Source organism: Corallococcus sp. AB018 (assembly GCF_003986945.1).
GTDB lineage: Bacteria > Myxococcota > Myxococcia > Myxococcales > Myxococcaceae > Corallococcus > Corallococcus exiguus.
The window spans coordinates 14,033-35,264 of the sequence record NZ_RAWR01000100.1 but is presented as its reverse complement, the minus strand read 5'-3'; the positions used below and the strand labels follow the sequence as shown (position 1 = coordinate 35,264).

20 protein-coding genes are annotated in these 21,232 nt (G+C 69.7%); 10 read left to right on the top strand and 10 right to left on the bottom strand.

Features of this window, described 5'->3' with window-relative positions; translation table 11 throughout:
- Positions 1-615: zinc-binding dehydrogenase (locus D7Y11_RS21830; protein ID WP_148139222.1), on the top strand; the 615-nt coding region annotated here is incomplete at its 5' end.
- Positions 612-1,133 carry a DUF4334 domain-containing protein gene (locus D7Y11_RS21825; protein ID WP_126934671.1) on the top strand — a complete coding sequence of 174 codons (522 nt, stop codon included), beginning with the start codon at positions 612-614 and terminating at the stop codon, positions 1,131-1,133. The genes D7Y11_RS21830 and D7Y11_RS21825, both read left to right, overlap by 4 nt.
- On the opposite strand, the gene D7Y11_RS21820 is transcribed toward D7Y11_RS21825, so the two are convergent.
- The 3 genes from D7Y11_RS21820 to D7Y11_RS21810 form a co-directional block, all read right to left on the bottom strand.
- The gene (locus tag D7Y11_RS21820) at positions 1,130-1,924 is read right to left on the bottom strand and encodes a lytic transglycosylase domain-containing protein (RefSeq protein ID WP_120574561.1); all 795 of its coding nucleotides are present in this window, start codon (positions 1,922-1,924) and stop codon (positions 1,130-1,132) included. The two genes, D7Y11_RS21825 and D7Y11_RS21820, sit on opposite strands and share 4 nt — an antisense overlap.
- A 92-nt stretch (positions 1,925-2,016) precedes the next feature.
- Positions 2,017-2,568 (bottom strand): hypothetical protein, encoded by a 552-nt coding sequence (locus D7Y11_RS21815; RefSeq protein WP_120574562.1) that lies wholly within the window; start codon positions 2,566-2,568, stop codon positions 2,017-2,019.
- Between the two features lie 18 nt (positions 2,569-2,586).
- Positions 2,587-3,186 carry a hypothetical protein gene (locus D7Y11_RS21810; protein WP_233596595.1) on the bottom strand — a complete coding sequence of 200 codons (600 nt, stop codon included), beginning with the start codon at positions 3,184-3,186 and terminating at the stop codon, positions 2,587-2,589.
- Positions 3,187-3,511: 325 nt separating this feature from the next.
- Here D7Y11_RS21810 and D7Y11_RS21805 point away from each other — a divergent pair, with 325 nt between their 5' ends.
- From D7Y11_RS21805 to D7Y11_RS21790, 4 genes are all read left to right on the top strand, one after another.
- The gene (locus D7Y11_RS21805; RefSeq protein ID WP_120574564.1) at positions 3,512-4,189 is read left to right on the top strand and encodes a carboxypeptidase-like regulatory domain-containing protein; all 678 of its coding nucleotides are present in this window, start codon (positions 3,512-3,514) and stop codon (positions 4,187-4,189) included.
- Between the two features lie 2 nt (positions 4,190-4,191).
- A complete protein-coding gene (locus tag D7Y11_RS21800) occupies positions 4,192-4,917 on the top strand; it encodes a hypothetical protein (protein WP_120574565.1) in 726 nt (241 codons plus the stop codon).
- 29 nt (positions 4,918-4,946) lie between these two features.
- Positions 4,947-6,263, top strand: a complete 1,317-nt coding sequence (locus D7Y11_RS21795; protein ID WP_126934670.1) for a hypothetical protein — start codon at positions 4,947-4,949, stop codon at positions 6,261-6,263.
- Between the two features lie 161 nt (positions 6,264-6,424).
- A complete protein-coding gene (locus D7Y11_RS21790) occupies positions 6,425-9,229 on the top strand; it encodes a beta-propeller fold lactonase family protein (protein WP_126934669.1) in 2,805 nt (934 codons plus the stop codon).
- A gap of 121 nt (positions 9,230-9,350) precedes the next feature.
- On the opposite strand, the gene D7Y11_RS21785 is transcribed toward D7Y11_RS21790, so the two are convergent.
- Positions 9,351-9,707: a DUF2019 domain-containing protein gene (locus D7Y11_RS21785; protein WP_120574592.1), complete on the bottom strand. Its 357-nt coding sequence runs from the start codon at positions 9,705-9,707 to the stop codon at positions 9,351-9,353.
- On the bottom strand, positions 9,701-11,263 hold the full coding sequence (locus tag D7Y11_RS45205) for a hypothetical protein (RefSeq protein ID WP_126934668.1): 1,563 nt from the start codon (positions 11,261-11,263) through the stop codon (positions 9,701-9,703). The genes D7Y11_RS21785 and D7Y11_RS45205 overlap by 7 nt, the downstream gene beginning before the upstream one ends.
- 250 nt (positions 11,264-11,513) lie before the next feature.
- Between D7Y11_RS45205 and D7Y11_RS21775 the strand changes: the two genes are divergently transcribed.
- The 3 genes from D7Y11_RS21775 to D7Y11_RS21765 all read left to right on the top strand — a co-directional run bounded on the left by D7Y11_RS21775 (position 11,514) and on the right by D7Y11_RS21765 (position 13,792).
- Positions 11,514-12,083 carry a PadR family transcriptional regulator gene (locus D7Y11_RS21775; RefSeq protein ID WP_233596596.1) on the top strand — a complete coding sequence of 190 codons (570 nt, stop codon included), beginning with the start codon at positions 11,514-11,516 and terminating at the stop codon, positions 12,081-12,083.
- Entirely contained in the window at positions 12,080-12,841 is a 762-nt protein-coding gene (locus D7Y11_RS21770) for a siderophore-interacting protein (RefSeq protein WP_121752957.1), read from the top strand. Before D7Y11_RS21775 ends, D7Y11_RS21770 begins: the two co-directional genes overlap by 4 nt.
- A gap of 90 nt (positions 12,842-12,931) precedes the next feature.
- Positions 12,932-13,792: an alpha/beta fold hydrolase gene (locus tag D7Y11_RS21765; protein ID WP_121752956.1), complete on the top strand. Its 861-nt coding sequence runs from the start codon at positions 12,932-12,934 to the stop codon at positions 13,790-13,792.
- 3 nt (positions 13,793-13,795) lie between these two features.
- On the opposite strand, the gene D7Y11_RS21760 is transcribed toward D7Y11_RS21765, so the two are convergent.
- Positions 13,796-15,586, bottom strand: a complete 1,791-nt coding sequence (locus D7Y11_RS21760; protein ID WP_121752955.1) for a hypothetical protein — start codon at positions 15,584-15,586, stop codon at positions 13,796-13,798.
- Between the two features lie 27 nt (positions 15,587-15,613).
- Positions 15,614-15,976, bottom strand: coding sequence for a hypothetical protein (locus tag D7Y11_RS21755; protein ID WP_120574572.1), 363 nt, complete (start codon positions 15,974-15,976; stop codon positions 15,614-15,616).
- A gap of 166 nt (positions 15,977-16,142) precedes the next feature.
- On the opposite strand from D7Y11_RS21755, the gene D7Y11_RS21750 reads away from it, so the two are divergent.
- Positions 16,143-17,546, top strand: a complete 1,404-nt coding sequence (locus D7Y11_RS21750; RefSeq protein ID WP_121752954.1) for an FAD-binding oxidoreductase — start codon at positions 16,143-16,145, stop codon at positions 17,544-17,546.
- A gap of 24 nt (positions 17,547-17,570) precedes the next feature.
- Here the strand turns inward: D7Y11_RS21750 and serA are convergent, their stop codons facing one another.
- The 3 genes from serA to D7Y11_RS21735 all read right to left on the bottom strand — a co-directional run bounded on the left by serA (position 17,571) and on the right by D7Y11_RS21735 (position 21,149).
- Positions 17,571-18,824: a phosphoglycerate dehydrogenase gene (gene serA / locus D7Y11_RS21745; RefSeq protein WP_120574574.1), complete on the bottom strand. Its 1,254-nt coding sequence runs from the start codon at positions 18,822-18,824 to the stop codon at positions 17,571-17,573.
- Positions 18,825-18,983: 159 nt separating this feature from the next.
- On the bottom strand, positions 18,984-20,645 hold the full coding sequence (locus D7Y11_RS21740; protein ID WP_120574575.1) for a serine protease: 1,662 nt from the start codon (positions 20,643-20,645) through the stop codon (positions 18,984-18,986).
- A gap of 126 nt (positions 20,646-20,771) precedes the next feature.
- Entirely contained in the window at positions 20,772-21,149 is a 378-nt protein-coding gene (locus tag D7Y11_RS21735; protein WP_120574576.1) for an STAS/SEC14 domain-containing protein, read from the bottom strand.
- Positions 21,150-21,232: the final 83 nt, after the last annotated feature.

The following is a 21,232-nucleotide window of genomic DNA, read 5'->3' as shown; positions in this document are numbered from 1 at the left end:
GGCGAGTGGATCAGCTCCGTGGCGCTGGAGAACGCGCTGATGGCGCATCCGTCCGTGCTGGAGGCGGCGGTGTTCGCGGGGCGGCATCCGAAGTGGGACGAGCGGCCGCTGGCGGCGCGGGTCGCGGGCGCATCTCGCATCCTCGCGGTGGACCTCAGCGCGGAGCGACTGGAGCTCGCGCGTGAACTGGGGGCCACGGACACGTTCCTGGCGGACGAGCCCGGACTCACGAAGACGCTGGTGACGCTCACCCGCGGAGGCGTGGACTTCGCGCTGGAGTGCGTCGGGTCGCCCCAGGTGTTGCGGCAGGCGTTCGACGTGACACGTCCGCTGGGGACCTGCGGGTTGCTCGGGCTTCCTGGCCGGGACGCGGAGGTCTCGCTCTCCATGACGGCGCTGCTCATGGGCCGGAGGCTGGTGGGCATCCTGGAAGGCAATGTGGATCCGAAGGCCTTCATCCCCAGGCTGGTCGCGCTGAACGCGGAGGGGCGCTTCCCGTTGGAGAAGCTGAGCCGCTCGTATCCCTTCGAAGCCATCAACGACGCGGTCCACGACATGGAGGCGCGCGTGGCGGTCAAACCGGTGCTGTGCATGCCAGGAGGCGGAACGACATGACGTTCGATGAAGCAGTGAAGGCCGGGCGTGTCCATGTGGAGGATGCGCTCGCGTTGTTCGACAGTCTGCCCGCGGTGGACATCGGGTTCATGCGCGGCACGTGGCAGGGGCGCGAGTTCCAGACGGGACACCCGTTGGACGGACTGCTCGCTTCGACCGGCTGGTACGGCAAGCAGTTCATCGACGCGGAGAGCGTGCACCCGTTGCTCTTCTTCACGGAGGACCGCAAGGCGGTGTTCCCGGTGGATCCGCGCAAGTGGCCGTCGCCGGAGCTCCAGGGTCCCGTGGCGCCGCACCGGGCCGTGGTGGAGACCGGGCAGTTCAAGGCGCGGCTGCGCGTGATGGAGTACCGCGGACGGCTCAGCGCGACGATGGTCTACGACGACCGGCCCAGCCTCGACGTGTTCCGGAAGGTGGACGGGGACACGCTGCTGGGGCTGATGGATGCACGGGAGATGGCGCCCTACTTCTTCGTGCTGCGCCGTGACCCGGAGGCCCCACCCAGGCTTCGCCCCTAACGCGTCGCGGAGGCGAGCTTCGCGGCAGGCTTGCTGCCCGAGGCTGGACGGGACGCGGGCTTCACGGGGGCCGTCCGCTTCGGTGCGACGGCCGGCTTCGCGGACGCATCCGGCGGACGGGCCTTCCGCGCGACGGGGGCCTTCACCGCGACCGCCTTGACCGGAGTCGCGGAGACAGCCGGGCGCTTCACCACGACGGGGGCCTTCGGCCGCGTGTGCTCATAGGCCGCGAGCACCTTGGCCACGTAGAACTCCGTCTCCCCGTTGTGCGGCACGCGCCCGTTCACCGACCCCGGGCCCGCGTTGTACGCGGCCACCGCCAGCCGCACGTCGCGGAACCTGCGCAGCTGTTCGGCCAGATAGCGCCCGCTCGCGTCGACGGATGGCGCCGGGTCGAAGGGGTCCTCCACCCGCATCAGCGCCGCCGTGTCCGGCATGAGCTGCCCGGGCCCCATGGCCCCCGCGGGCGAGATGCGGTGCACCCGCGTCTCCGACTCCACCTGGATGAGCGCCTTCAAGAGCCCTGGCGGAATCCCGTGGCGGCGCTCCGTGTCCTCGATGAGCGGCTCCAGCGGCGGATGTCCGTCCAGCACGCACTCGGGCCGGTGCGCCACGTAGGCTCCCAGCGCGCGCGCCTTTGTCTGGAGGAAGGAGAAGGACAGGGGCGACACCTGCGTCCCGCCCAGCCACGCCACGCCCAGGTTGAGCAGCACCACGGGCACCAGCGCGCACGGCACCAGCCACGCCCATTTCGGAATCTCGATGCCGCCCACGGCCCGCTTGCGTCCCACCCTCCCCACTTAAGGGCGCCAGGTGTTCCCGTCCAGCTTCCGGCCGACTCGCCGCCCCGGCCGCGTCCTGCGCCGGGGCGGGAGTGGAGGCTTCAGAACAGCAGGCCGAAGTAGTTGGCGCTCGCCTTGGCGCCCACGCAGACCTCGACGTCCGCGGTCCACGACTGCGTGGGGGGCGACCCCGTGGCCTGGAAGCGGAACTCCAGCTCCTCCTGCTTGGCCAGGTCCAGCACGTCCACCGCGCCGCTGCTGGTGAGCTCGAGCTTGTTCGTGGAGCCCCCGGTGCCGGTGCGCCGGAACTCGCCCAACTGCACGTACTCCGCGGAGCCCGGCTTGCGCACGGCGAGGCTGGCGCGCTCGATGCCGCTGATGTCCGTGCTGGCGGTGGCGTCGAAGAGCTTCAGCCGAAGCTCCGTCTCCACGTCGGCGTCCTCGGGCAGCGCGCTGGCGAAGTCACCCAGCGGAATCGTGAAGGACTGCTCCACGGAGCCGGCGATGGGCGGGGAGGCGGGGAAGGACAGGTCGTTCTCGGTCTTGCAGATGCGCTCGGCCTCCACCTCGATGGTGAAGAGCGAATCACAGCCCGTGCCCAACAGGGTCACGGCGCCAGCGAGCAGGAGGGTGCGGAAGGATTTCGTTCGCATGGTGAGAGGTCTCCTGGCTCAGAAGAAGTAGACGATGAAGCCCAGCTTCACCGACGGGATGGTGGCGCGCAGGTGCAGCGGTCCGGACGTGACGCTGTCGTCGCCGGAGGCGTCCTGGATGAGCGGCGTGGGTTCCGGCACGGTGAGCGCCACGTAGCTCAGGCCCACGTTCAGGAAGAAGTTGAAGCGGCTCTTCGTGCCCACCTCCAGGCCCACGCTGCCCGTCACGTAGTTGTAGGTGACGTCGCGGATGGCCTCCGACGTGGAGCTCGGCTCGCGGCCCAGCCAGTCCAGCACCTCGCTGTACTCCGAACCGAAGTAGTGCCCGGCCTCCACGTTGAGGGTCGGCGCGATGAAGGTGTCTATCGGCAGGAGGGTCACACCGCCGCGCACGCCGATGCTGAGCGTGTTCGTGGTGGGGCCCGCTTGCAGCCGCAGCCAGTTCGTGGGGCGCACCACCGCGGACAGACCGATGCCGTGCGGAGCGCCCGCGTCCAGCAGCAGGCCCACCCTGTGGGGCGCGTCGTCCTGGGCGAGCGCCGGGGTGGCGGTGCCCAACACCGCCAGGCACCCCAGGGCGATGCCGGAGGAGAGAAGGGAAGGGTGTCGTCGTCTCAAGGAAGAAGAGTCCATCGTCATGACGAAAGTTCCACGGTGAATGCCGGCCCAGCGGCCATTCTTCGCGGAAGGCGAGCAGGAAATGAAGTGCTTCACGCGAAACCCGTACGGGCTTTCCGGGATGCCCCGACCCGCGGTGGCGGGACTGCCCGGTTCCCGACACGCTGCGCTGTACCCCAGGACCTGGGAATGCGTGCAATGCCTGTCAAATCAAGGACGTCCTGTTCAATCCCCTGGGTGATGTCCAGCAAAACCTCTCGATGCGAGCGTATGATGAGAGGAAACGGTGACGTGGCATTCAGGGCCGGAAACCGGGGGGCCAAGGATGATCGACGAAGTCGATCTGCGCATGAGAGCGTGGGTGGGACGCATTGCCACGGACGCGCCGGTGCACCTGGGCGTGCCCGACCGCGAGGCCCTGGACCGGGGTGTCTGTCTTTACCTCCTGGAGCTGGGGCCGGCGCCCCTGACCCGGGCTGGGAAGCAGGGCGCCCTGCAGTTCACCGTCTGCTATCTGGTGACGGTGGGCGCGGAGACGCCCGAGCGCGCGCACCGGCTGCTGGGTGACCTGGTCTTCGCGGCCATGGGCGACAAGGAATTGGAGGTGGACCTGAGCCCGGTGCCGGCGGCGCTGTGGGCGGGTTTGCGCTCCGTGCCGCGTCCCTCCTTCCGCCTGCGGGTGCAGGTGCGCAAGGAGCAACCCCTGGCGGAGGTGCGATGTCTGTCATTGGTGGGCGGGGCGTCCGCGCAGGCCCCCCTGCTGGGTCGGGTGGTGGGGCCCGGTGACGTGCCCATCCGGGACGCGTGGGTGGCGCTGCCCTCGCTGCAGTTGAGCACGCGCACGGATGCGGAGGGGCACTTCCACTTTCCCCGCCCGCCGCGGGGGGAGTCGCTGGGCCGGCTGGAGGTGCGCGCGGAAGGGGAGCTGCTGTCGGTGGAGTCGGAGGGGCTGGCCACCGGGACGTCGCCGTGGATCATCCGGATGCCGGTGAAGGAGGAGTGACGATGCACGCGGCTCCGCCAGTCGAGGCCCTGGTGGCGCGGCCTCGCGCGCGGCGGCACCTTGCCTGGGTGCTGTCCCTGGCGCGGTGGTTGAAGACCTGGGCGGAGCGGGTGCTCGCGGAGCACGCCGCCGCGGTGACGAAGGCGGCGGTGGAGTTGGGAGGCGCGCGCGTGCGCTCGCTGCCCCTGCGCGAGCCGGCCGTGGTGCTGCTGCAGGTGCCCCTGTGGCCTCCCAGGGTGGAAGAGCCCCTGTCGCCGGAGCGCATGGACGCCGTGTCCACGCCGACGCTTGAGGACGCGCCCACGCCCCGCTTGAACACCCTGCGGTGCATCCCGATGGAGGGGGATGAGCCGGACGTGGAGCGCGAGGCCGTGTCGCTCCAGGTTGTGCCCCAGGTGCCCTTCGGATTCGACCCGGATGACCTTCTGCCCGCGGAGCCCGTGGCGGTGGTGGCCCCGGCGCCCTCGCCCGCGCTGTTGCTCCAGGCCGCCGCGCTTCCGAGCGAGGAGTTGCCGCCCGGCGTGCCTCGGCCGCTGCGGGTGGTGACGTCGTTTCCCAGGGACCCCGCGAGGGACCTCATCGCGCTCCTGAAGGAGTCGATGGGAACGCCGGACCAGCCGTCCGTGCCCTGGTCGGAGGTGGCGCCGCCCTCGCCCGACGAACCCGCTGATGCGCAGGAGATGCTGCGTCAGTGTGAGCGATTGGAACTGGAGCCGCCGGTCGAGTAACGGCGTGGGGGCTTGCAGTCCACGGCGCTATGCTGTCCCGCGCGATGCCCGAGCGGTTACGTCCCATCACTGCCCCGACAGGCCTCACGGTGGCGGACGTCGAGCGTCAGCTGGAGGGCCGCGCGGAGGTCCTCGCGGCGGCGCGGCGCCCGTATGCGGAGCTGGAGAAGGCGCTGTCCGGCCGGCGGTGGCGGCGGGTGCTGGTGCGGCGTCCGGAGTTGGTGCCCGCGCTCGTGGCCGAGGCTCGGACGGTGGTGGAGGCGCTGGAGCGCGTCCAGCGCCGCGCGGCTCAGGAGGCCTGGCCGGACGACACGCCCGTGGTGAAGGCGGCCCGGGAGTTGTCGGCCCGGCGGGAGCGGCTGACGCGGCTGGCCCGGCGCAGGCTGGATGTGCTGACGGTGGCGCGGGAGGACGTTTCGCTGGAAGAGGCGCTGACGCGGCTGGATGCGCTGGTGCGCCAACCCGCGAGCTGGGCGCTGAAGCCGGGCGAGGTGCTCGTCTTCGAGGACGATACCCGGCGAAGCTCGGACCCGAGCCTCGTGCCCATGTTCCTGAGGCAGGAAGTGTCGCCGCGTCTGGTGTTCGCCTTGGGAGCGCTGCCCGCGCTGGCCTTGCTGCTGTCATTCGTCCTCCCCAGGTCGATGATTGTCCCGGTGATGGCCTGCCTGGTGTCGGGCACCCTTGGCATCGTGGCATCCCAGCTCCTGCGTTCGGGGCGGATCCGGCTCACCAGCGAGCGGCTCATCTGGGCGCCGGTGTTCGGTGAGCCGCAGGAGGTGCGGCTGGGCAGCATTTCCCCTGACGGCTTCCGGCTGGAACAGAGTGTGGACCTCAAGGTAGAGGGAGATCGGCGACTCCATGCACGCTCCGTCCGCGGAGGCACGGCGGTCGCCCTGCTCGTGGAGCTGCACCGTCAGCCTCCACTGCGCGGCGCGGCCCGGGCGGGTGTGCGCCTGGACAGCGTGGCGCTGTTTCCCGCGAAGCTCGGCCGGCGTGAGGGGTTCTGCGTGTTGGGGCCCCAGGGACTTTCCTTCATTCCGGAGGGTAAGAGTCCCCAGGCCTTGAGCGCCGTCACCGGCAGGCCGACGGCGCTGCGCGACTTTGAATCGGACCAGGTGCTGGATGCGCTGCGCTGGCTGCCGGAGGCGGACTTCGACGCTTGCGTGTCGCGCATGGTGGAGGCCACCGGAGGCGTGGCCTGGGCCCGCGTGGACGCGCGCCATGTTCCGGGCTTCCCGGTGTGGCGGCGAATCCGCATTGAGCACCGGGGCCTGGCGCTGACCGGCCGGGTGCAATGGGACCAGCAGGATGCCGCCGAACGGATCCTGCGCGACTGGCCTCGTTGACGGCGGTCCGACCAGGGAACGCCCTTCACTGCGTACACAGGGAGGGAGTCGTTGCGCCGCGCAACGATTCCACCGGGTCCGGGTCCACCCGTCCCTCAATGTCAGACGCCATACCTACAGTGAAGCCGGGGTCCCCAGCCCCCCTTTCCCGAGAGACATTCATGAAAGCCAGACACCCGGCGGTGCGCCGCGTCTTCAAACGTACCGCGTCCGCGGCGACGCTGCTGTTGGGCCTCGCCATGGGCAGCCCGTCGCACGCGCAGCACTTCACCGTCTTTGAAAGTGGCCAGGTGCGTCCGCTGGCCCTGTCTCCCAACGGCCAGTGGCTCTACGCCGTCAACACGCCGGACAACCGGTTGGAGATCTTCCAGGTGGGCACCAGCGGCCTCACCCACAAGGGCTCCGTGCCCGTGGGCCTGGAGCCCGTGGCCGTGGCCGCGCGCACCAACAACGAGGTGTGGGTGGTCAACCACCTGTCCGACAGCGTCAGCGTCGTGAAGGTGGACGCGAACGGACAGGGCGGCAGCGTGACGCGCACGCTGCTCGTGGGCGACGAGCCTCGCGACATCGTCTTCGCGGGCACTGGCAGGAAGCGCGCGTTCATCACCGCCGCGCACCGCGGACAGAACACCGGGTTCGACCCGCAGCTCACCACGCCGGGCGTTGGCCGCGCGGACGTCTGGGTGTTCGACTCGGACAGCCTGGGCACGACGCTGGGCGGTACGCCGCTCACCCGCCTCACCCTGTTTGGTGACACGCCTCGCGCGCTCGCGGCGACTCCGGACGGCAGCCGGGTGTACGCGGCCGCGTTCCACTCCGGCAACCGCACCTCCGTGGTCCACGAGAGCCTGGTGCCCAACGGCGGCGAGTCCGAGGGCGGCGTCCCCGGCCCCAACGTCAACCACCAGGGCATCCCCGCCCCGGAGGTCTCCGTCATCGTGAAGTACAACGGCGAGGACTGGTTGGACATGCTCAACCGCCCGTGGACGGACTCGCTCCGCTTCACCCTGCCGGACAAAGACGTCTTCGCCATCTCCGCCAACGCCAACCCGCCCGTGCAGGTGTCCGGCGCGGCGGGCACCTACGCGGGCGTGGGCACCATCCTGTTCAACATGGCCGTCAACCCGGTGAGCGGGAAGGTCTACGTGAGCAACACCGAAGCGCGAAACGACCTGCGCTTCGAGGGCCCCGGCACCCTGACGGGCAACACCCTGCGCGGCCATCTGCACGAAAGCCGCATCACCGTGCTGGGCGGCCCCAGTGCGCCCTCCGTCACGCCCCGCCACCTCAACACGCACATCAACTACGCGGCCTGCTGCGCGGCCACGCCCAATGCTGAGAGCGAGAAGAGCCTCGCGCAGCCCACGGGCATGGCCGTGACGTCCGACGGCGCCACGCTCTACGTCGCCGCGTTCGGCTCATCGAAGCTGGGCGTGTACGCCACGTCCCAGCTGGAGTCCGGCACCTTCACGCCCTCCACCGCGAACCAGGTCGCGCTGACGGGCGGTGGCCCCACCGGCCTGGTGCTGGATGAAGCCCGGGGGCGCCTGTACGTGCTCACCCGCTTCGACAACGCCATCTCCGTCGTCAACACCGCGACGAAGACGGAGGTCGCGCACCTGCCCATGTTCAACCCGGAGCCGGTCAGCGTGGTGCAGGGCCGCCCGTTCCTCTACGACGCGCGCAGCAGCTCCAGCCACGGAGACTCGTCCTGCGGCAGCTGCCACATCTTCGGCGACTTCGACAGCACCACCTGGGACCTGGGCAACCCGGACGGTGACGTGAAGGCGAGCTACAACCCCATCGTCCCGGTGCTGCCGGAGTTCGGCACGGACCCCACCTTCGGCCAGGACACATCCTTCCATCCGATGAAGGGCCCCCTGTCCACGCAGAGCCTGCGCGGCATGGCCAACCAGGGCCCCATGCACTGGCGTGGAGACCGCACCGGCGGCGACAGCGCGCCCAGCGTGCAGCCCAACAGCGGCACCTTCGACGAGGTCGCGGCGTTCAAGCAGTTCAACCCCGCGTTCAAGGACCTGCTGGGCCGCAGCGCGCAGCTGACGGAAGTGGAGATGCAGAAGTTCTCCGACTTCATCCTCCAGGTCGTCTATCCGCCGAACCCCATCCGCAAGCTGGACAACTCGCTCACGGCTTCGCAGCAGGCGGGCAAGGACTTCTTCACGAACACGACCAGCTTCTTCCCGGGGTCGTGCGAGTCCTGCCACCGCGTGGACGTGAACGCGAACCCGGGCGAGGGCCCCTTCAAGGGCTTCTTCGGCACGGACGGCCGCAGCTCCTTCGACGCGGAGCCGCTGTTCCCCAAGGTCCCGCACCTGAGGAACCTGTACCAGAAGGTCGGCATGTTCGGCGCCGGCTTCCCCTTCGGCAACACGCCGGTGGATCCGTTCCTGGGGGACCAGGTGCGCGGCACGGGCTTCAACAGCGACGGCGCCATCCCCACGCTGTTCCTCTTCAACAGCGGCTTCGACTTCCACCCCATCTTCAACCAGGTGGGCATCCCGGACACGCCCGCGGGCTTCCAGGCGAAGAAGGACATGGAGCAGTACATGTTCGCCTTCGAGACCAACCTGGCGCCCATCGTCGGGCAGCAGGTGACGCTCACCGCGACCAACGCGGCGGTGGTGGGGACGCGCATCGACCTGCTGATGGCGCGCGCGGACGCGGGCGAATGCGACCTGGTGGCGAAGGGCCGCGCGGGTACGCACGAGATGGGCTTCCGTTACCTGGGCAGCGGGCAGTTCAAGGCGGACCGAGCGGCGCTGCCGCTGGTGCCGTCCGCGTCGCTGCGCTCGGGCGTGGCCGCGAGCCAGGGCGTGCTGACGTACACCTGCGCGCCGCTGGGCTCAGGCCTGCGCGTGGGCATCGACCGGGACCTGGACGGCTTCCTGGACGGTGATGAACGGGCCGCGGGCACCAACCCGGCGGACCCCGCCAGCCACCCGTAGCGGAGGACACTCGGCGGCCCGGGCACCTGTTGCCCGGGCCGTTTGTCAGCGTCAGTGCGATGTGCTCGGGGGGCAGAATGATCAGCGTGCCTCTGTCCTCAACGCCACGCGCCTTGGAAGATCATCCCGGATCCAGCGCCCAAACACCTGCTTCCCAGTTCTTCAGCACCTGCGCGGCTTCAAAGGCGATCAACCCTTCACCTTGCGCAGCCTCTTCTAGGACAGCCTTCGATTCGGCCGTCCGATGCCTCAAGAGGTATGCCGCCGCCATGGTGCTGACGTCCTTGTCAGGGTGCTTGAGCAGCACCGCAAGCGCATCCCGCCCCGCATCTCCCTGCCCCTTCAACTTCCGAACAGCAGCGATGTAACGATCCGCATGCTTGTTCCCCGCCTTGGCATCTCCACGCGCGATGGCTGCCGTCTGCGCTGACACGTTCAGCGCGAACTCCTCCACCCACTTTTCGAGGTCCGTCACCAGATTCCTCTCGTCACGTGCTGGATCGCCACCAATCCGAAGTCTCGTTGCGCTTCGAAGGATTGAGTGCTCAGCCACTGTCTCACAGTCAGGGTTTCCGAGTTCGTGAGTCTAGGCCGCTTCGACGAGTAGAGAGAACTCACTCCACTGTGAACATCCTTGCCAAGTGCGACGATGTTCTCGCTGTTGTGGAGAGCATGTGGCCCAAAGCGGGTCGCGTTCCCTTCGGTCTGCTCCACGATGTGGTGCCACTCCTTTCCGTCACCCGCAGGTCCCATGGCCCGCTTGAAGGACTTGAAGGACGAGTAACCCTTCGGCCCGCTTGAAGGACCTGTCCCTTGTGGGCCTCCATCGTCGCCACCTCCTGAGCCCGCGGAGTCATCAACGCGTTGGAGAATGATGGCCGCACCTGGCCCGCCGCTCAGCGCTGCCGCCGCGCGCCCCGCTGACACCGAGACGCGCTCCAACGCCAGCACGCCTTCCGCCGACATCGAGAGCACTGGCAGCGTGGCCTCCGCGCCCACCGCCATCCCCTTCAACGTCCGTGTCGTGGCCGACGCCGCGCCCCAGGTGACGAGCATCCCCGTCGTCAGTCGCGACACTTCGCGGATCTGCTCGCCACGGGTCATGGACTGGAAGCGCTCCCAGTACGCGGGCGATGCCGCGATGAGCGCCGCCACGCCCGCTGGCAGGTGGCTCAATCCCGCGATGCTGTCCACGGGGCGCGTGAGCAACTGTCCCAGCGCGTGGTACAGCTCCACGACGGCGTCCTCGGCTCCATCCAGGGTGCGGCTGATGACGTCCGCGTCGTCGTACACCTCGGCCAGGGGCCGCCAATCCGAAGCCTGAAGCTGCGCGTCCACGTTCCGGAAGACGCCGCCCTTACCGCTGTAGAAGCGGCCCAGTTCGAAGCCATGCGCTCGGAAGGCGCCGTCCTTCCATTCGACCGTTGCCACCTTCTGTTGGGTACTCCCGGTGAGTGCCCACGCGAGGTAGCCATCCGGTCTCAACACCGCGACCTGCTCCCGGGAGAATCGCTCCACCCGTCGCGACAGCTCCTTCCGGGTGACTTCGCCTCCCTCCATCACCTCGCGCAGGAGGAAGCCCGCGGCCATGCGAGGCGGGAAGGTGCTCAACGTGACGGGCTTGCCCAGGAGCACTCCCATCAGTCGCGCCGCTTGAGTAGGCGTCAGCGTGCCTCCCAGGGTGCGTTCGTCTCGCGCTTCCAGTCCCGCGTTCGTCAGCAACTGCTCCCAGGCATCCGGTTGCACGTCGTCGGAGCGGGTGACGTCCGCCAGGGCCACCGCACGAACGGGGCGTACCCCCGTCACCGCTTCGCGGACGGTCTTGCGGCGGTACAGGGGAGGCGCTTCCTCGCGGGGCGTGACCCTCGGCTCCGAGGCAGATGCACGCGGTGCCTCGTCGTTCGACGCTCGTACTCCAGGGGCGTCAGTCTCCGTGCGGGACGTGTAGCTCAGCGTCCTTCCGGGCCCGGGAGGCAACGAAGCGCAGCCGGTGAGGAGCAGTGCCATGCACCCGAGCAGGACGTCAGCGCGCATCGTCCACTCCCAGGCCCTTCACCGAACCGCCCGCCCGCGCTTGCCCATCGCTCTTGCCTCCTGGCTGCGCTCCGGTGCGGCGTGCAGAGCCCGTTCATAGCGGTCAGCCCTGACAAGCCCGCCAGACTGGGCGACGTATGACCCGAGGGCTGGCCCGGCAGGGTGCCCGCAGATCGGGTTGCACCAGATAATGCTGAGATATATCTCAGAGCCATCTGGAAGGTATCTTGAACCCCTGAGAGGACGCGACATGCGCGGCAGACACGGAAGAGACCGGGGCGACTCGGAGCACTGGCATCACCATGAGCGCGGGGAGGGCCACCGGGGGCGGCACGGCGGCCCCGGCGGTGGGCGGCATCGGATGTTCGAGGGCGGCGAGCTGCGCCTCGTCCTGCTCCACCTCATCAACGCGGAGCCCCGGCACGGGTACGACCTCATCCGGGCCATCGAGGGCTTGAGCCGGGGCGTGTATGCCCCCAGCCCCGGGGTCATCTACCCCACGCTCACCCTGCTCAAGGACATGGAGCTGGTGGGCGAGCCGGACACGACGGACACGCAGCGCAAGCTCTTCGCCATCACGGCACAGGGCAAGGCGCTGCTCGCGGAGAACGCGAAGGTAGTGGAGGGGCTGCTGCGACGGCTCGCAGAGGCCGGTGAGCTTCGCGAGCGCACGGACGCGGCTCCGGTCCGGCGCGCGATGCAGAACCTGAAGAGCGTGCTGTTCGACACGCTGTCGCCCGGCGTCGACAAGAAGGTCGTGCTCGACGTGGCGGCGTTGATCGACGAGGCCGCGCAGAAGATCGAGAGGCTCCGCTCATGAGCACCCAGGACCTGCATCAAATCGTTCGCGTGCGCCACGAGCTGCGGCGGCGCAGCCTGGTCGTCAGTGGCGTGGAGTCCGTGACGCCTCGCATGCGGCGCATCCACTTCGCGTCGCCGGACCTGGCGGACTTCAGCAGCCCGTCGCCAGATGACCACATCAAGCTGTTCTTCCCGCAGGCGGGGGAGCAGGTGATGCGTGACTTCACGCCTCGCGCCTACGACAACCGCGGCCAGACGCTGACCATCGACTTCGCGCTGCACGGCTCCGGTCCCGCGACGGAATGGGCCGCCGGCGCGAAGGTCGGCTCCACGCTGGAGATTGGCGGACCGAAGGGCTCGCAGCTCGTGCCCGATGACTTCGACTGGTACCTGCTGGTGGGCGATGAGAGCGCGCTGCCGGCGCTCGGCCGCCGGGTGGAGCTGCTGCGTCCGGGCGTCCCCGTGACGACCGTGGCGGTCGTGGCCCACGCGTCCGAGCAGCAGACCTTCGTCACGAAGGCCTCCTGGCACCCGACCTGGGTGGTGCGTGGAGAGCCGGGGCCCGGAGATGGCGCGCTGTTGCGGCGCGAACTGGCGAAGTTCACGCCTCCGCCGGGGGATGGCTTCGTGTGGCTGGCGGGCGAGGCGGAGTGGGTGCGCGAGCTGCGGACCTACGTCATCGAGGAGCGCGGCCACCCGGCGGAGTGGGTCAAGGCCGCGTCCTACTGGCACCGCGACGGGGATGACGGCCACGCGGGCCCGCGTCAGCGACACTGAGGGCTTGACCCCCAACGCGCAATGCCCGGCATCGAGGGGAAATACGGACCGTCGCAGGCGGTTGGACTCGCCACCTCGAAGGACGGGCACATGACCAGTGAAACGCAGACGGGAAGAATCTCCGGCAGCTTCCTCACCACGCGCGATGGCACCCAGCTCTATTTCAAGGACTGGGGCCCGAAGGAGGGTCCGCCCGTCGTCTTCTCGCACGGTTGGCCGCTCACGGCCGACGCGTTCGAGGGCCAGATGCTGTTCCTGTCCGAGCGCGGCTACCGCACCCTCGCCCATGACCGCCGGGGACACGGGCGTTCCTCCCAGCCGTGGGATGGCCACGACATGGACACGTATGCGGATGACCTGGCGGAGCTGACCTCCGCGCTGGGGCTGCGCAAGGCCGTCCACGTGGGCCACTCCACGGGCGGTGGTGAGGTGGTCCGCTACATCGGGCGCCACGGCACCGGGCGCGTGGCGAAGGCGGTGCTCATCGGCGCGGTGCCGCCCATCATGCTCAAGACGGACTGGCACCCCAAGGGTGTGCCCATGGAGGCCTTCGATGACATCCGCGCGGGCGTGCGCGGGGACCGCTCCAGCTTCTTCAAGGAGCTGAGCCTGGCGTTCTACGGCTTCAACCGGCCCGGCGCGAAGGTGTCGGAAGGGCTGCGCGAGAGCTTCCGCCTCCAGGGACTGATGGGCAGCCTCAAGGCCGAGTACGACTGCATCAAGGCCTTCTCCGAGACGGACTTCCGCGCCGACCTGGCCCGCATCGACGTGCCCACGCTGGTGATGCACGGCGATGACGACCAGATGGTCCCCATCGACGACTCGGCGCGCCTCACCGCCGCGCTCGTGAAGGGCGCGAAGCTCCAGGTCTTCCCCGGCTTCAGCCATGGCATGTGCTCCGTCAACCAGGACGTCATCAACGAAGCACTGCTGGCCTTCCTCGAGGCGTAGGGCTCACAGGTCCAGGATGAGGCTCAGCTCCTCCTCCGCGGCCTCGTCCGTCTGGACGGCGGCGTCCTGGTCATCCGAGTCATCCCCGTACCGCGACCAGCCGGCGAGCACCGATTGGCCGATGCACGTCATCTGCCGGGGCGTGGCCCCGACGCCGTCGGCGTCCTGGTCGCGGTAGAGGTAGGTCCACCGGTAGCGGGCCGCGTCCGCGTCATCGCAGTCCTGGCCCACGGCCTTGAAGAAGTAGGGCGCGGGCAACGCCTGTCCCGAGCAGACGAACTGCGCGGGGATGGGCGCGGTGACGCCGTCCCCATCCCGGTCCGCGTGGAGGGCCGTCAGCTTCTGCCAGCGCGCCGCATCCTCCTCGGCGCAGTCCGTGCCACGGTCGGACCAGGGGCTGGGAACCTGGCCGTTGGTGCAGAGGACCGTCGGTGCTCCCGCGCCCACGCCGTCTCCATCCGTGTCCGAGTAGGCCTTCAGGCTCCGGTAGACGGTGGCGTTCGAGTCGTCGCAGTCCTCGCCCGACAGCGGCTGGGAGGCATGGCCCGCGGGCAGGGTCGTGCCCGAGCAGACCGTACCGCTCTGGGCCACGGTGTACGTGTCGCCGTCGGCGTCCCGGTGGGTGAAGCTCCGCATCCGCCACGCGGTCGCGTCCTGGGGCGCGCAGTCGGTGTCCTGCGTGGAGTAGCCCGTGGGCACGGTCGCCCCGCCACAGACGGAGACCGCCACGCCGGACCCCACGCCGTCCGCGTCCGCGTCCGCGTGGACGCTCCAGGTGAAGTACACCGCTCCGTTCGCGTCATCACAGTCGTCGTCGCGCTCCTCCCAGGCATAGCCCGCGGGCAGCCAGAAGCCGCTGCACACCTCGCCCTTCGCCGGTGCCAGGCGGCCGTCGCCATCCGCATCCCGCGCGGCGTAGTACAGATGCCGCCAGCGGGTGCCGTCACCTGGCGCGCAGTCCCCGCCCCGGAAGGTCTCTCCTGGCGCGGACTCCCCCGGACCCGCGCAGCGGAGCACCGGCGCTCCGTCGCCGTAGCCATCCCCGTCCGGATCCAACCAGCGCTCGACCCGGACCGTGCGATTCGCGTCGCGGTCGTCGCAGTCCTCCGGGTCGGACACGGTGTCGTAGCCCAAGGGCGGCTGCTCGCCCGAGCACACCGTGCCCTCCATCGCCACCGCGAGTCCGTCCCCGTCCGCGTCCCGGTGCGTGAAGGGGAGCATCCGCCAGCGCTTCGAATCTCCGGGCGCGCAGTCGCCCTCGGTGAGTGCGTACCCCGAGGGCGGCGGGCGTCCCCGGCTCGGGCACCACGCGATGGCCATCCCCGCGCCCACGCCGTCCCCGTCCGTGTCCGCCCACACCTGTGACAGGGCCGACACCTCCGCATCCCCGTCATCGCAGTCAGGCGCGCCCGGCTGCTCCTGGTAGCCCGCGACCGTGGCTCCCACGCAGGCCGTCACCGGCCCCGTGCCCGTGGCCCCGTCTCCGTCCGCGTCTGGATACAGCCCCGGCACCGAGCGCCAGCGGGTGGCATCCCCGGGGGCGCAGTCACCCGCCTCCTGGGCCCAACCCTTTGTCGTGTCGCCTACGCAGGTGACGGGCTGGGCCGCGTCTCCAATGCCGTCCCCGTCCGTGTCCGCGTAGCCCGTGACGGCCCGCCACATGGTGGGGTTCGCGTCATCGCAGTCCAGCTCCGCCGGATGGCCGTCGCCGTCCAGGTCCCGGGGACCCACGCCGCCACCACAGCCAAGCTGGAGTCCCAGGGCGAGCCACACCCACGTCCGCATCATGCGCATCCGCGTGTCCATGGAAGAGGGCCCGGGCTACTGGCGGGTCAGCGTGCAGGTCACGTAGTTGGTGGCGGAGTTCTCCCACTTCCACGTGAACAGGAAGCGCCCTGGCCGGGTCATGGCGAGCAGCGCCAGCCGGTCACACCGTTCCGCCTCCACGGAGACGCTCGCCTCGTTCGAGTACCCCCCCGCCCAGAACCGGAAGGTGCGCGGCGTGCTCTCTCCCACGAGCGTCCCGGTGACTTCGAGCGCCATGGGGCCCGTGGTGTAGGAGTCCACCGTCGCGAAGACATAGGGCACGCCCCAGTCGGGCTGCTCCGGCTGGGTCTGGGCCCGGGCGGTGCTCGGAGCAAGGAACAGGGTGGCCAGCAGGGCGAGTGCGCGGAGCGACGACATGGATGTTCCTCGAAAGGGCAGGGCCGCGACGGGGGCGCGGCGTCCGAGCCCTATACGGAGAGAGCCGGACTCCTTGGCTCTTTTCCGGCCCGGCATGCGTCAGGCCCTGTGCGCCGGGGCGCCGCCGGGCTTGTCATGCCCCGGGGCGTGCAATACGCCTGGACCCATGTCCACCGCCGCGCTGCCCGCCGACTTCCTCCGCGCCATCGCCGAGTCCTTCCCCGCCGACTTCCTCACCCGGGAGCCCGCGGAGCTCCAGGAGTACGGCCGCGACTGGACGCGCGTGTACGCCCCTGCGCCGGGTGCGGTGGTCTTTCCTCGCACCACGGAGGAGGTGGCCCGCTTCGTGGCGCTGTGCCACCAGCACCGCGTTGCCTTGGTGCCCTCCGGCGGGCGCACGGGCCTGGCGGGCGGGGCGGTGGCCATGCACGGCGAGGTGGTGCTGTCGCTCAAGCGGATGACCCGCATGGAGCCCGTGGACCTGTTGGGCAACACGGTGCGCGTGCAGGCCGGCGCGGTGACGGAAGGAGTGCACCAGCACTGCGCGCCGCACGGGCTCACCTGGCCGGTGGACTTCGCGTCCAAGGGCAGCAGCACCGTGGGCGGCAACATCGCCACCAACGCGGGCGGCGTGAAGGTCATTCGCTACGGCCTCACCCGGCAGTGGGTGCTGGGCCTCCAGGTGGTGACGGCGCAGGGGCAGGTGCTGGAGCTCAACGGCGCGCTGGAGAAGAACAACACCGGCGCGGACCTGCGCCAGCTCTTCATCGGCAGCGAGGGCACGCTGGGCGTCATCACGGAGGCCACGCTCAAGCTGACGCGGCTGCCCGGCAAGCAGGACGTCTTCCTCTTCGCGGTGCCGGACGTGGCCGCCGTGCTGCGGCTGTTCCGAGACGCGCGCCAGGCGCCGCTGGTGCTCTCCGCCTACGAGTTCTTCACCGACAAGTGCCTGGCCCGCGTGCAGCGCCACCGCAAGCTGCGCTCGCCCTTCGAGGCCCCCAGCGGCTGCTACGTCCTGCTGGAGTCCGAGGGCGGTGACCCGGCGGCGGTGGAGGCGTGGCTCGGCTCCCTCTTCGAGCGCGGGCTCGTCACCGACGGCACCCAGGCGCAGGGCGCGGCGCAGGCGCAGGAGCTGTGGTCCCTGCGCGAGTCCATCAGCGAGAGCCTGTCCGCCACGGGCGTGCTGCACAAGAACGACATCTCCCTGCCGGTGGCGAACCTGGAGGCGTTCTGCGCGGAGCTGGATGCCATCTTCGCCAGCCGCTACCCGGGCTGGGAGATCTGCCTCTTCGGCCACATCGGTGACGGCAACCTGCACGTCAACGTGATGAAGCCGGACGCGGTGGAGAAGGCGGACTTCTTCGCCCACGCGAAGCAGTCCGACCACGCCATGTTCGACCTCGTGCGCAAGCACGGCGGCAGCATCTCCGCCGAGCACGGCATCGGCCTGCTCAAGAAGGACTATCTGGACTACACGCGCGCGCCCGGGGAGATGGAGCTCTTGCGCACCCTCAAGCGCGCGTTGGACCCCGCGGGCATCCTCAACCCGGGGAAGATTTTGGACGCCTGAGGGCGCGGTCCAGCGCCCGGCGTTTCAGGACACGATGCGCGTCTTGATGTCCGTCTCCAGCCCGGCGATGGCCTCGCACACCTGGCGGGACACGTCCTGGTCCAGGTCCATCACCAGGTAGCCCACGTTCGCGTCCGTGCTCAGCACCTGCGCGTGGATGTTGGCGTTCAGGTCGGACACGATGCGGTTGATGTCACGCAGCACGCCCGGCGTGTTGCGGTGCACGTTGATGATGCGGTGGGTGCCCGGGTTGATGGGCGCCTCCACGTTGGGGAAGTTCACCGCACCCGTCGTCGCGCCACCCTTCACGAACTTGAGCAGCGACGTGGCCACCTCCTTGCCAATGGACGCCTGCGCCTCCTCCGTGGACCCGCCGATGTGCGGCGTGAGCACCACGTTGGGCAGCCCCTGCAGCTCCGTCACGAAGCCGTCGGAATTGCCCTCCGGCTCCTCCGGATACACGTCCACCGCCGCGCCTCCCAGGTGCTTGGAGCGCAGCGCCTGCGCCAGCGCCGGGATGTCCACCACCGTGCCGCGGCTGGCGTTGATGAGGCACGCGCCCGGCTTCATGGCAGCCAGCTGCTCCGCGCCCATCATCAGGTGAGTGGAGGCCAGCGCCGGCACGTGCAGCGTCACGAAGTCGGACTCCGCCAGCAGCGCGTTCAGCGTGGCCACCGACCGCGAGTTGCCCAGCGGCAGCTTCGTCATCACGTCGTAGTAGAGGACGCGCATGCCCAGCGCCTCCGCCAGCACGCCCAGCTGCGAGCCGATGTGCCCGTAGCCGATGATGCCCAGCGTCTTGCCGCGCACCTCGTGGCTGCCCGTGGCCACCTTGCGCCACTGCCCCGTGTGCACCTCGCGGCTGCGGTCGAAGAGCTGGCGCGTCAGCACCACCACCTCCGCCAGCACCATCTCCGCCACGCTGCGCGTGTTGCTGAACGGCGCGTTGAACACCGGCACGCCGTGCACGCTGGAGGCGAGCAGGTCCACCTGGTTCGTGCCGATGCAGAAGGCCCCAATCGCCAGCAGGTCCTCCGCGTACTTCAGCGCCTCCTCCGGCACCGTCGTCTTGCTGCGGATGCCCAGCAGGTGCACGCCCCTGAGCCGCTCCGCCAGGTCCTCCGGCTTGAGCGCGGCGGACAGCCGCTCCACCTCGAAACCCTCCACCTTCAGCATCTCCTGGGCCGAGGCGTGGATGTTCTCCAGCAGCAGGACTCGCAGCGGACCCTCGGTGCTCACGGGGCGGCGGGGCGACGGCGGGAAGCGGGGTGTGCTCATGGCGCCTTGCGTTAGACCTCGCCCTCCAAGGTGTCAAGCCTCGGGTGGGGAGGGAAGCCCCCGGGGCAGGAGCGGCTGGGCGCCAAAAGACACCGGGCCCGTCCCTCCCCGTATCACGAGGGAGCGACAGGCCCGGAAGGACAGCTCAGACGCGGGAGGCTACTGGAGGGTCCAGGCCAGCGTGCCGCTGCACGCCTCGCTGCCGAAGCAGCCCACGCGAATCTGGTACGCGCCGCCCGCGCTCGCCGGCGCGGTGTAGGACGCGCGGGACAGCGAGCCGCAGCCGGAGGCGTCGTCGTTGAACGTCACCTGCTGGCCGGCGGCGTTGAACAGGCGCACCACCGTGTCACCGGTGCCCGTCGCGCTCCCCACGCCGCAGCTGCCGAAGGTCAGCGTCTGGCCGGGGGCGATGTCCACGTTCGCGTTCTGCGTGTTGCGCGTGGCGTTGGCGGTGTCGCTGACGTTGAAGGCCTGGGTGCCGCTCGCGGGCGTCGTCGTGCCGCCCGAGACAATCTCCCACGCCACCGTGCCGGCGCAGCTGCCGGCCTGGTAGCAACCGGCGCGGACTTCATAGGTGCCCGCGACGCTGGCCGTGTAGCTGATCTTCGAACCGTAGCCGCTGCCGCAGCCGTCGTCGTTGGAGGCGACCTCCGTGCCCGTCGGGCCGCGCAGGCGCAGGAAGGAGTCCCCGCTGGTGAGGGCCGCGCCGGTGACGCCGCAGGTGCCCACGGTGAGCTTGTCGCCGGCCTTGAGCGTCACCGTGCCGTTGATGGTGCTGCGCGTGGCGCTGGAGGTGTTGGACGCGGTGAAGACGTAGTTGGTCGCGGGGGGCGGCGTGGTGTTGCACAGCCGCACGTTGGTGTTGGCCGCGCAGAACGCCGTGATGGCCTGGTTCACGTAGGTGATCTCCTCACCACCGCAACCCGTCTCCGAGCACACGTTGACCTCGTAGCAGCCCTGGCCCGAGCGCAGCACGTAGTCCTCGTCGCCGCGCACCAGGATGCCCGCGATGGTGTTGGTGGCCGTCTCGTACACGGCGGAGCCGGAGTTGCCCGCGAAGGTGTCCGTGGTCGCGACGAAGTAGTCCTTGAGGCCGGAGTTGACCGCGCGGACGGAGCCGCCCGAGTCGATCTTCACCGGGAGACCGCTGCCGCTGCCGATGACGGCCACGTTCTGGCCCACGGTCATCGCGGTGTTGCCCGCGCGCACCGGAGCGGGGGTGAAGCGCGGCGCCGCCGAGCGGTCCATCCGGATGATGGCGTAGTCCAGGTCGCCGGCGCTGTTCGACGACTGCCGGCGCACCACGATGCTCTTGCAGGAGAAGACGTCCTGGCTGGTGATGGTCTCCAGCGTGTTCTCCGACGTCTTGTAGAACTTGAAGACGAAGCGCGTGTCGGCGCACTCCGCCGCGCTCGTCACGCAGTGGCCCGCGGTCAGCACCAGGTCATCGTCGATGAGCGTGCCCGAGCAGAAGGCCGGCGCCGGGTCGTTGTAGAAGCGCTGGTCGGTGCACAGGCCCTCCCACTCGCTCAGCGGCGTCTGGTCCACGATGATGTTGTTCGGGTTCGAGTCGTCGATGAAGTCCGGCGTCAGCAGCGCCACGGTGGACTGACGCGCCCGGTCCTGCAGCGTCGCGCTGGGGTGCGCGTAGACTTCCATGCGGTCGTCGTTGCCGTAGACGACCGGCGCGTTCGACTCGTTCAGCGCGGGCTGCTGCTCCGGCGAACCGGACTCGGGAGCCGGCCCGCAGGCCAGGGCGGTGAGGGTACAGAACAGGGTGCCGAGCAGCTTCGCGCGGCGGGCGGGGGCGGACACGGACATGCGGGGTGACTCCTGACGGGTACGGCGACAGATACAGCGAAGAAAGGGGGTGTTACTGGAAGACGTAGACGGACCCGTGCGGTCGCATGGAAGGACCGGGGGTAGGGGATGTCGGGGGTTCTGCTTTCAGTCCGCGTCAGGGGCTTCGAGCCAGGACAGGGCCTCGGAGCGGGTCTCGAAGGTCTTCGCCGGGATGGTGAGGCCGGCGTTCTTGGTCATGCGCCACGCCTGCAGGCCGCTGCCGGGGTCGCTCACCACGCGCGCGGAGCGCTTCATGCCGCGCTGCTGGGCGTAGGCGTTCAGCCGGGCCATCTCCCCCACCACCGTGGAGGGCATCACCCGCAACCTGGACTGGTCCACCAGCGCGGACCACTCCGAGCCCCCGCGGGCGGTGATGTCCTTCTTCAGTTGCTCGACGTACTCGGTCACGTCCTTCGGCGTCACTTCCGACGGATAGATGATCTCGATGATGTCGTGGGGCAGGTGGGCGATTTCAATCTTCATGCGCGGCTTGCGGCTCTCTTCCAGGCGGGGCGCGCCATCCTAACCGCAGTGCCTGTCGCCGGATACCGCGCCCCCCCGCAATC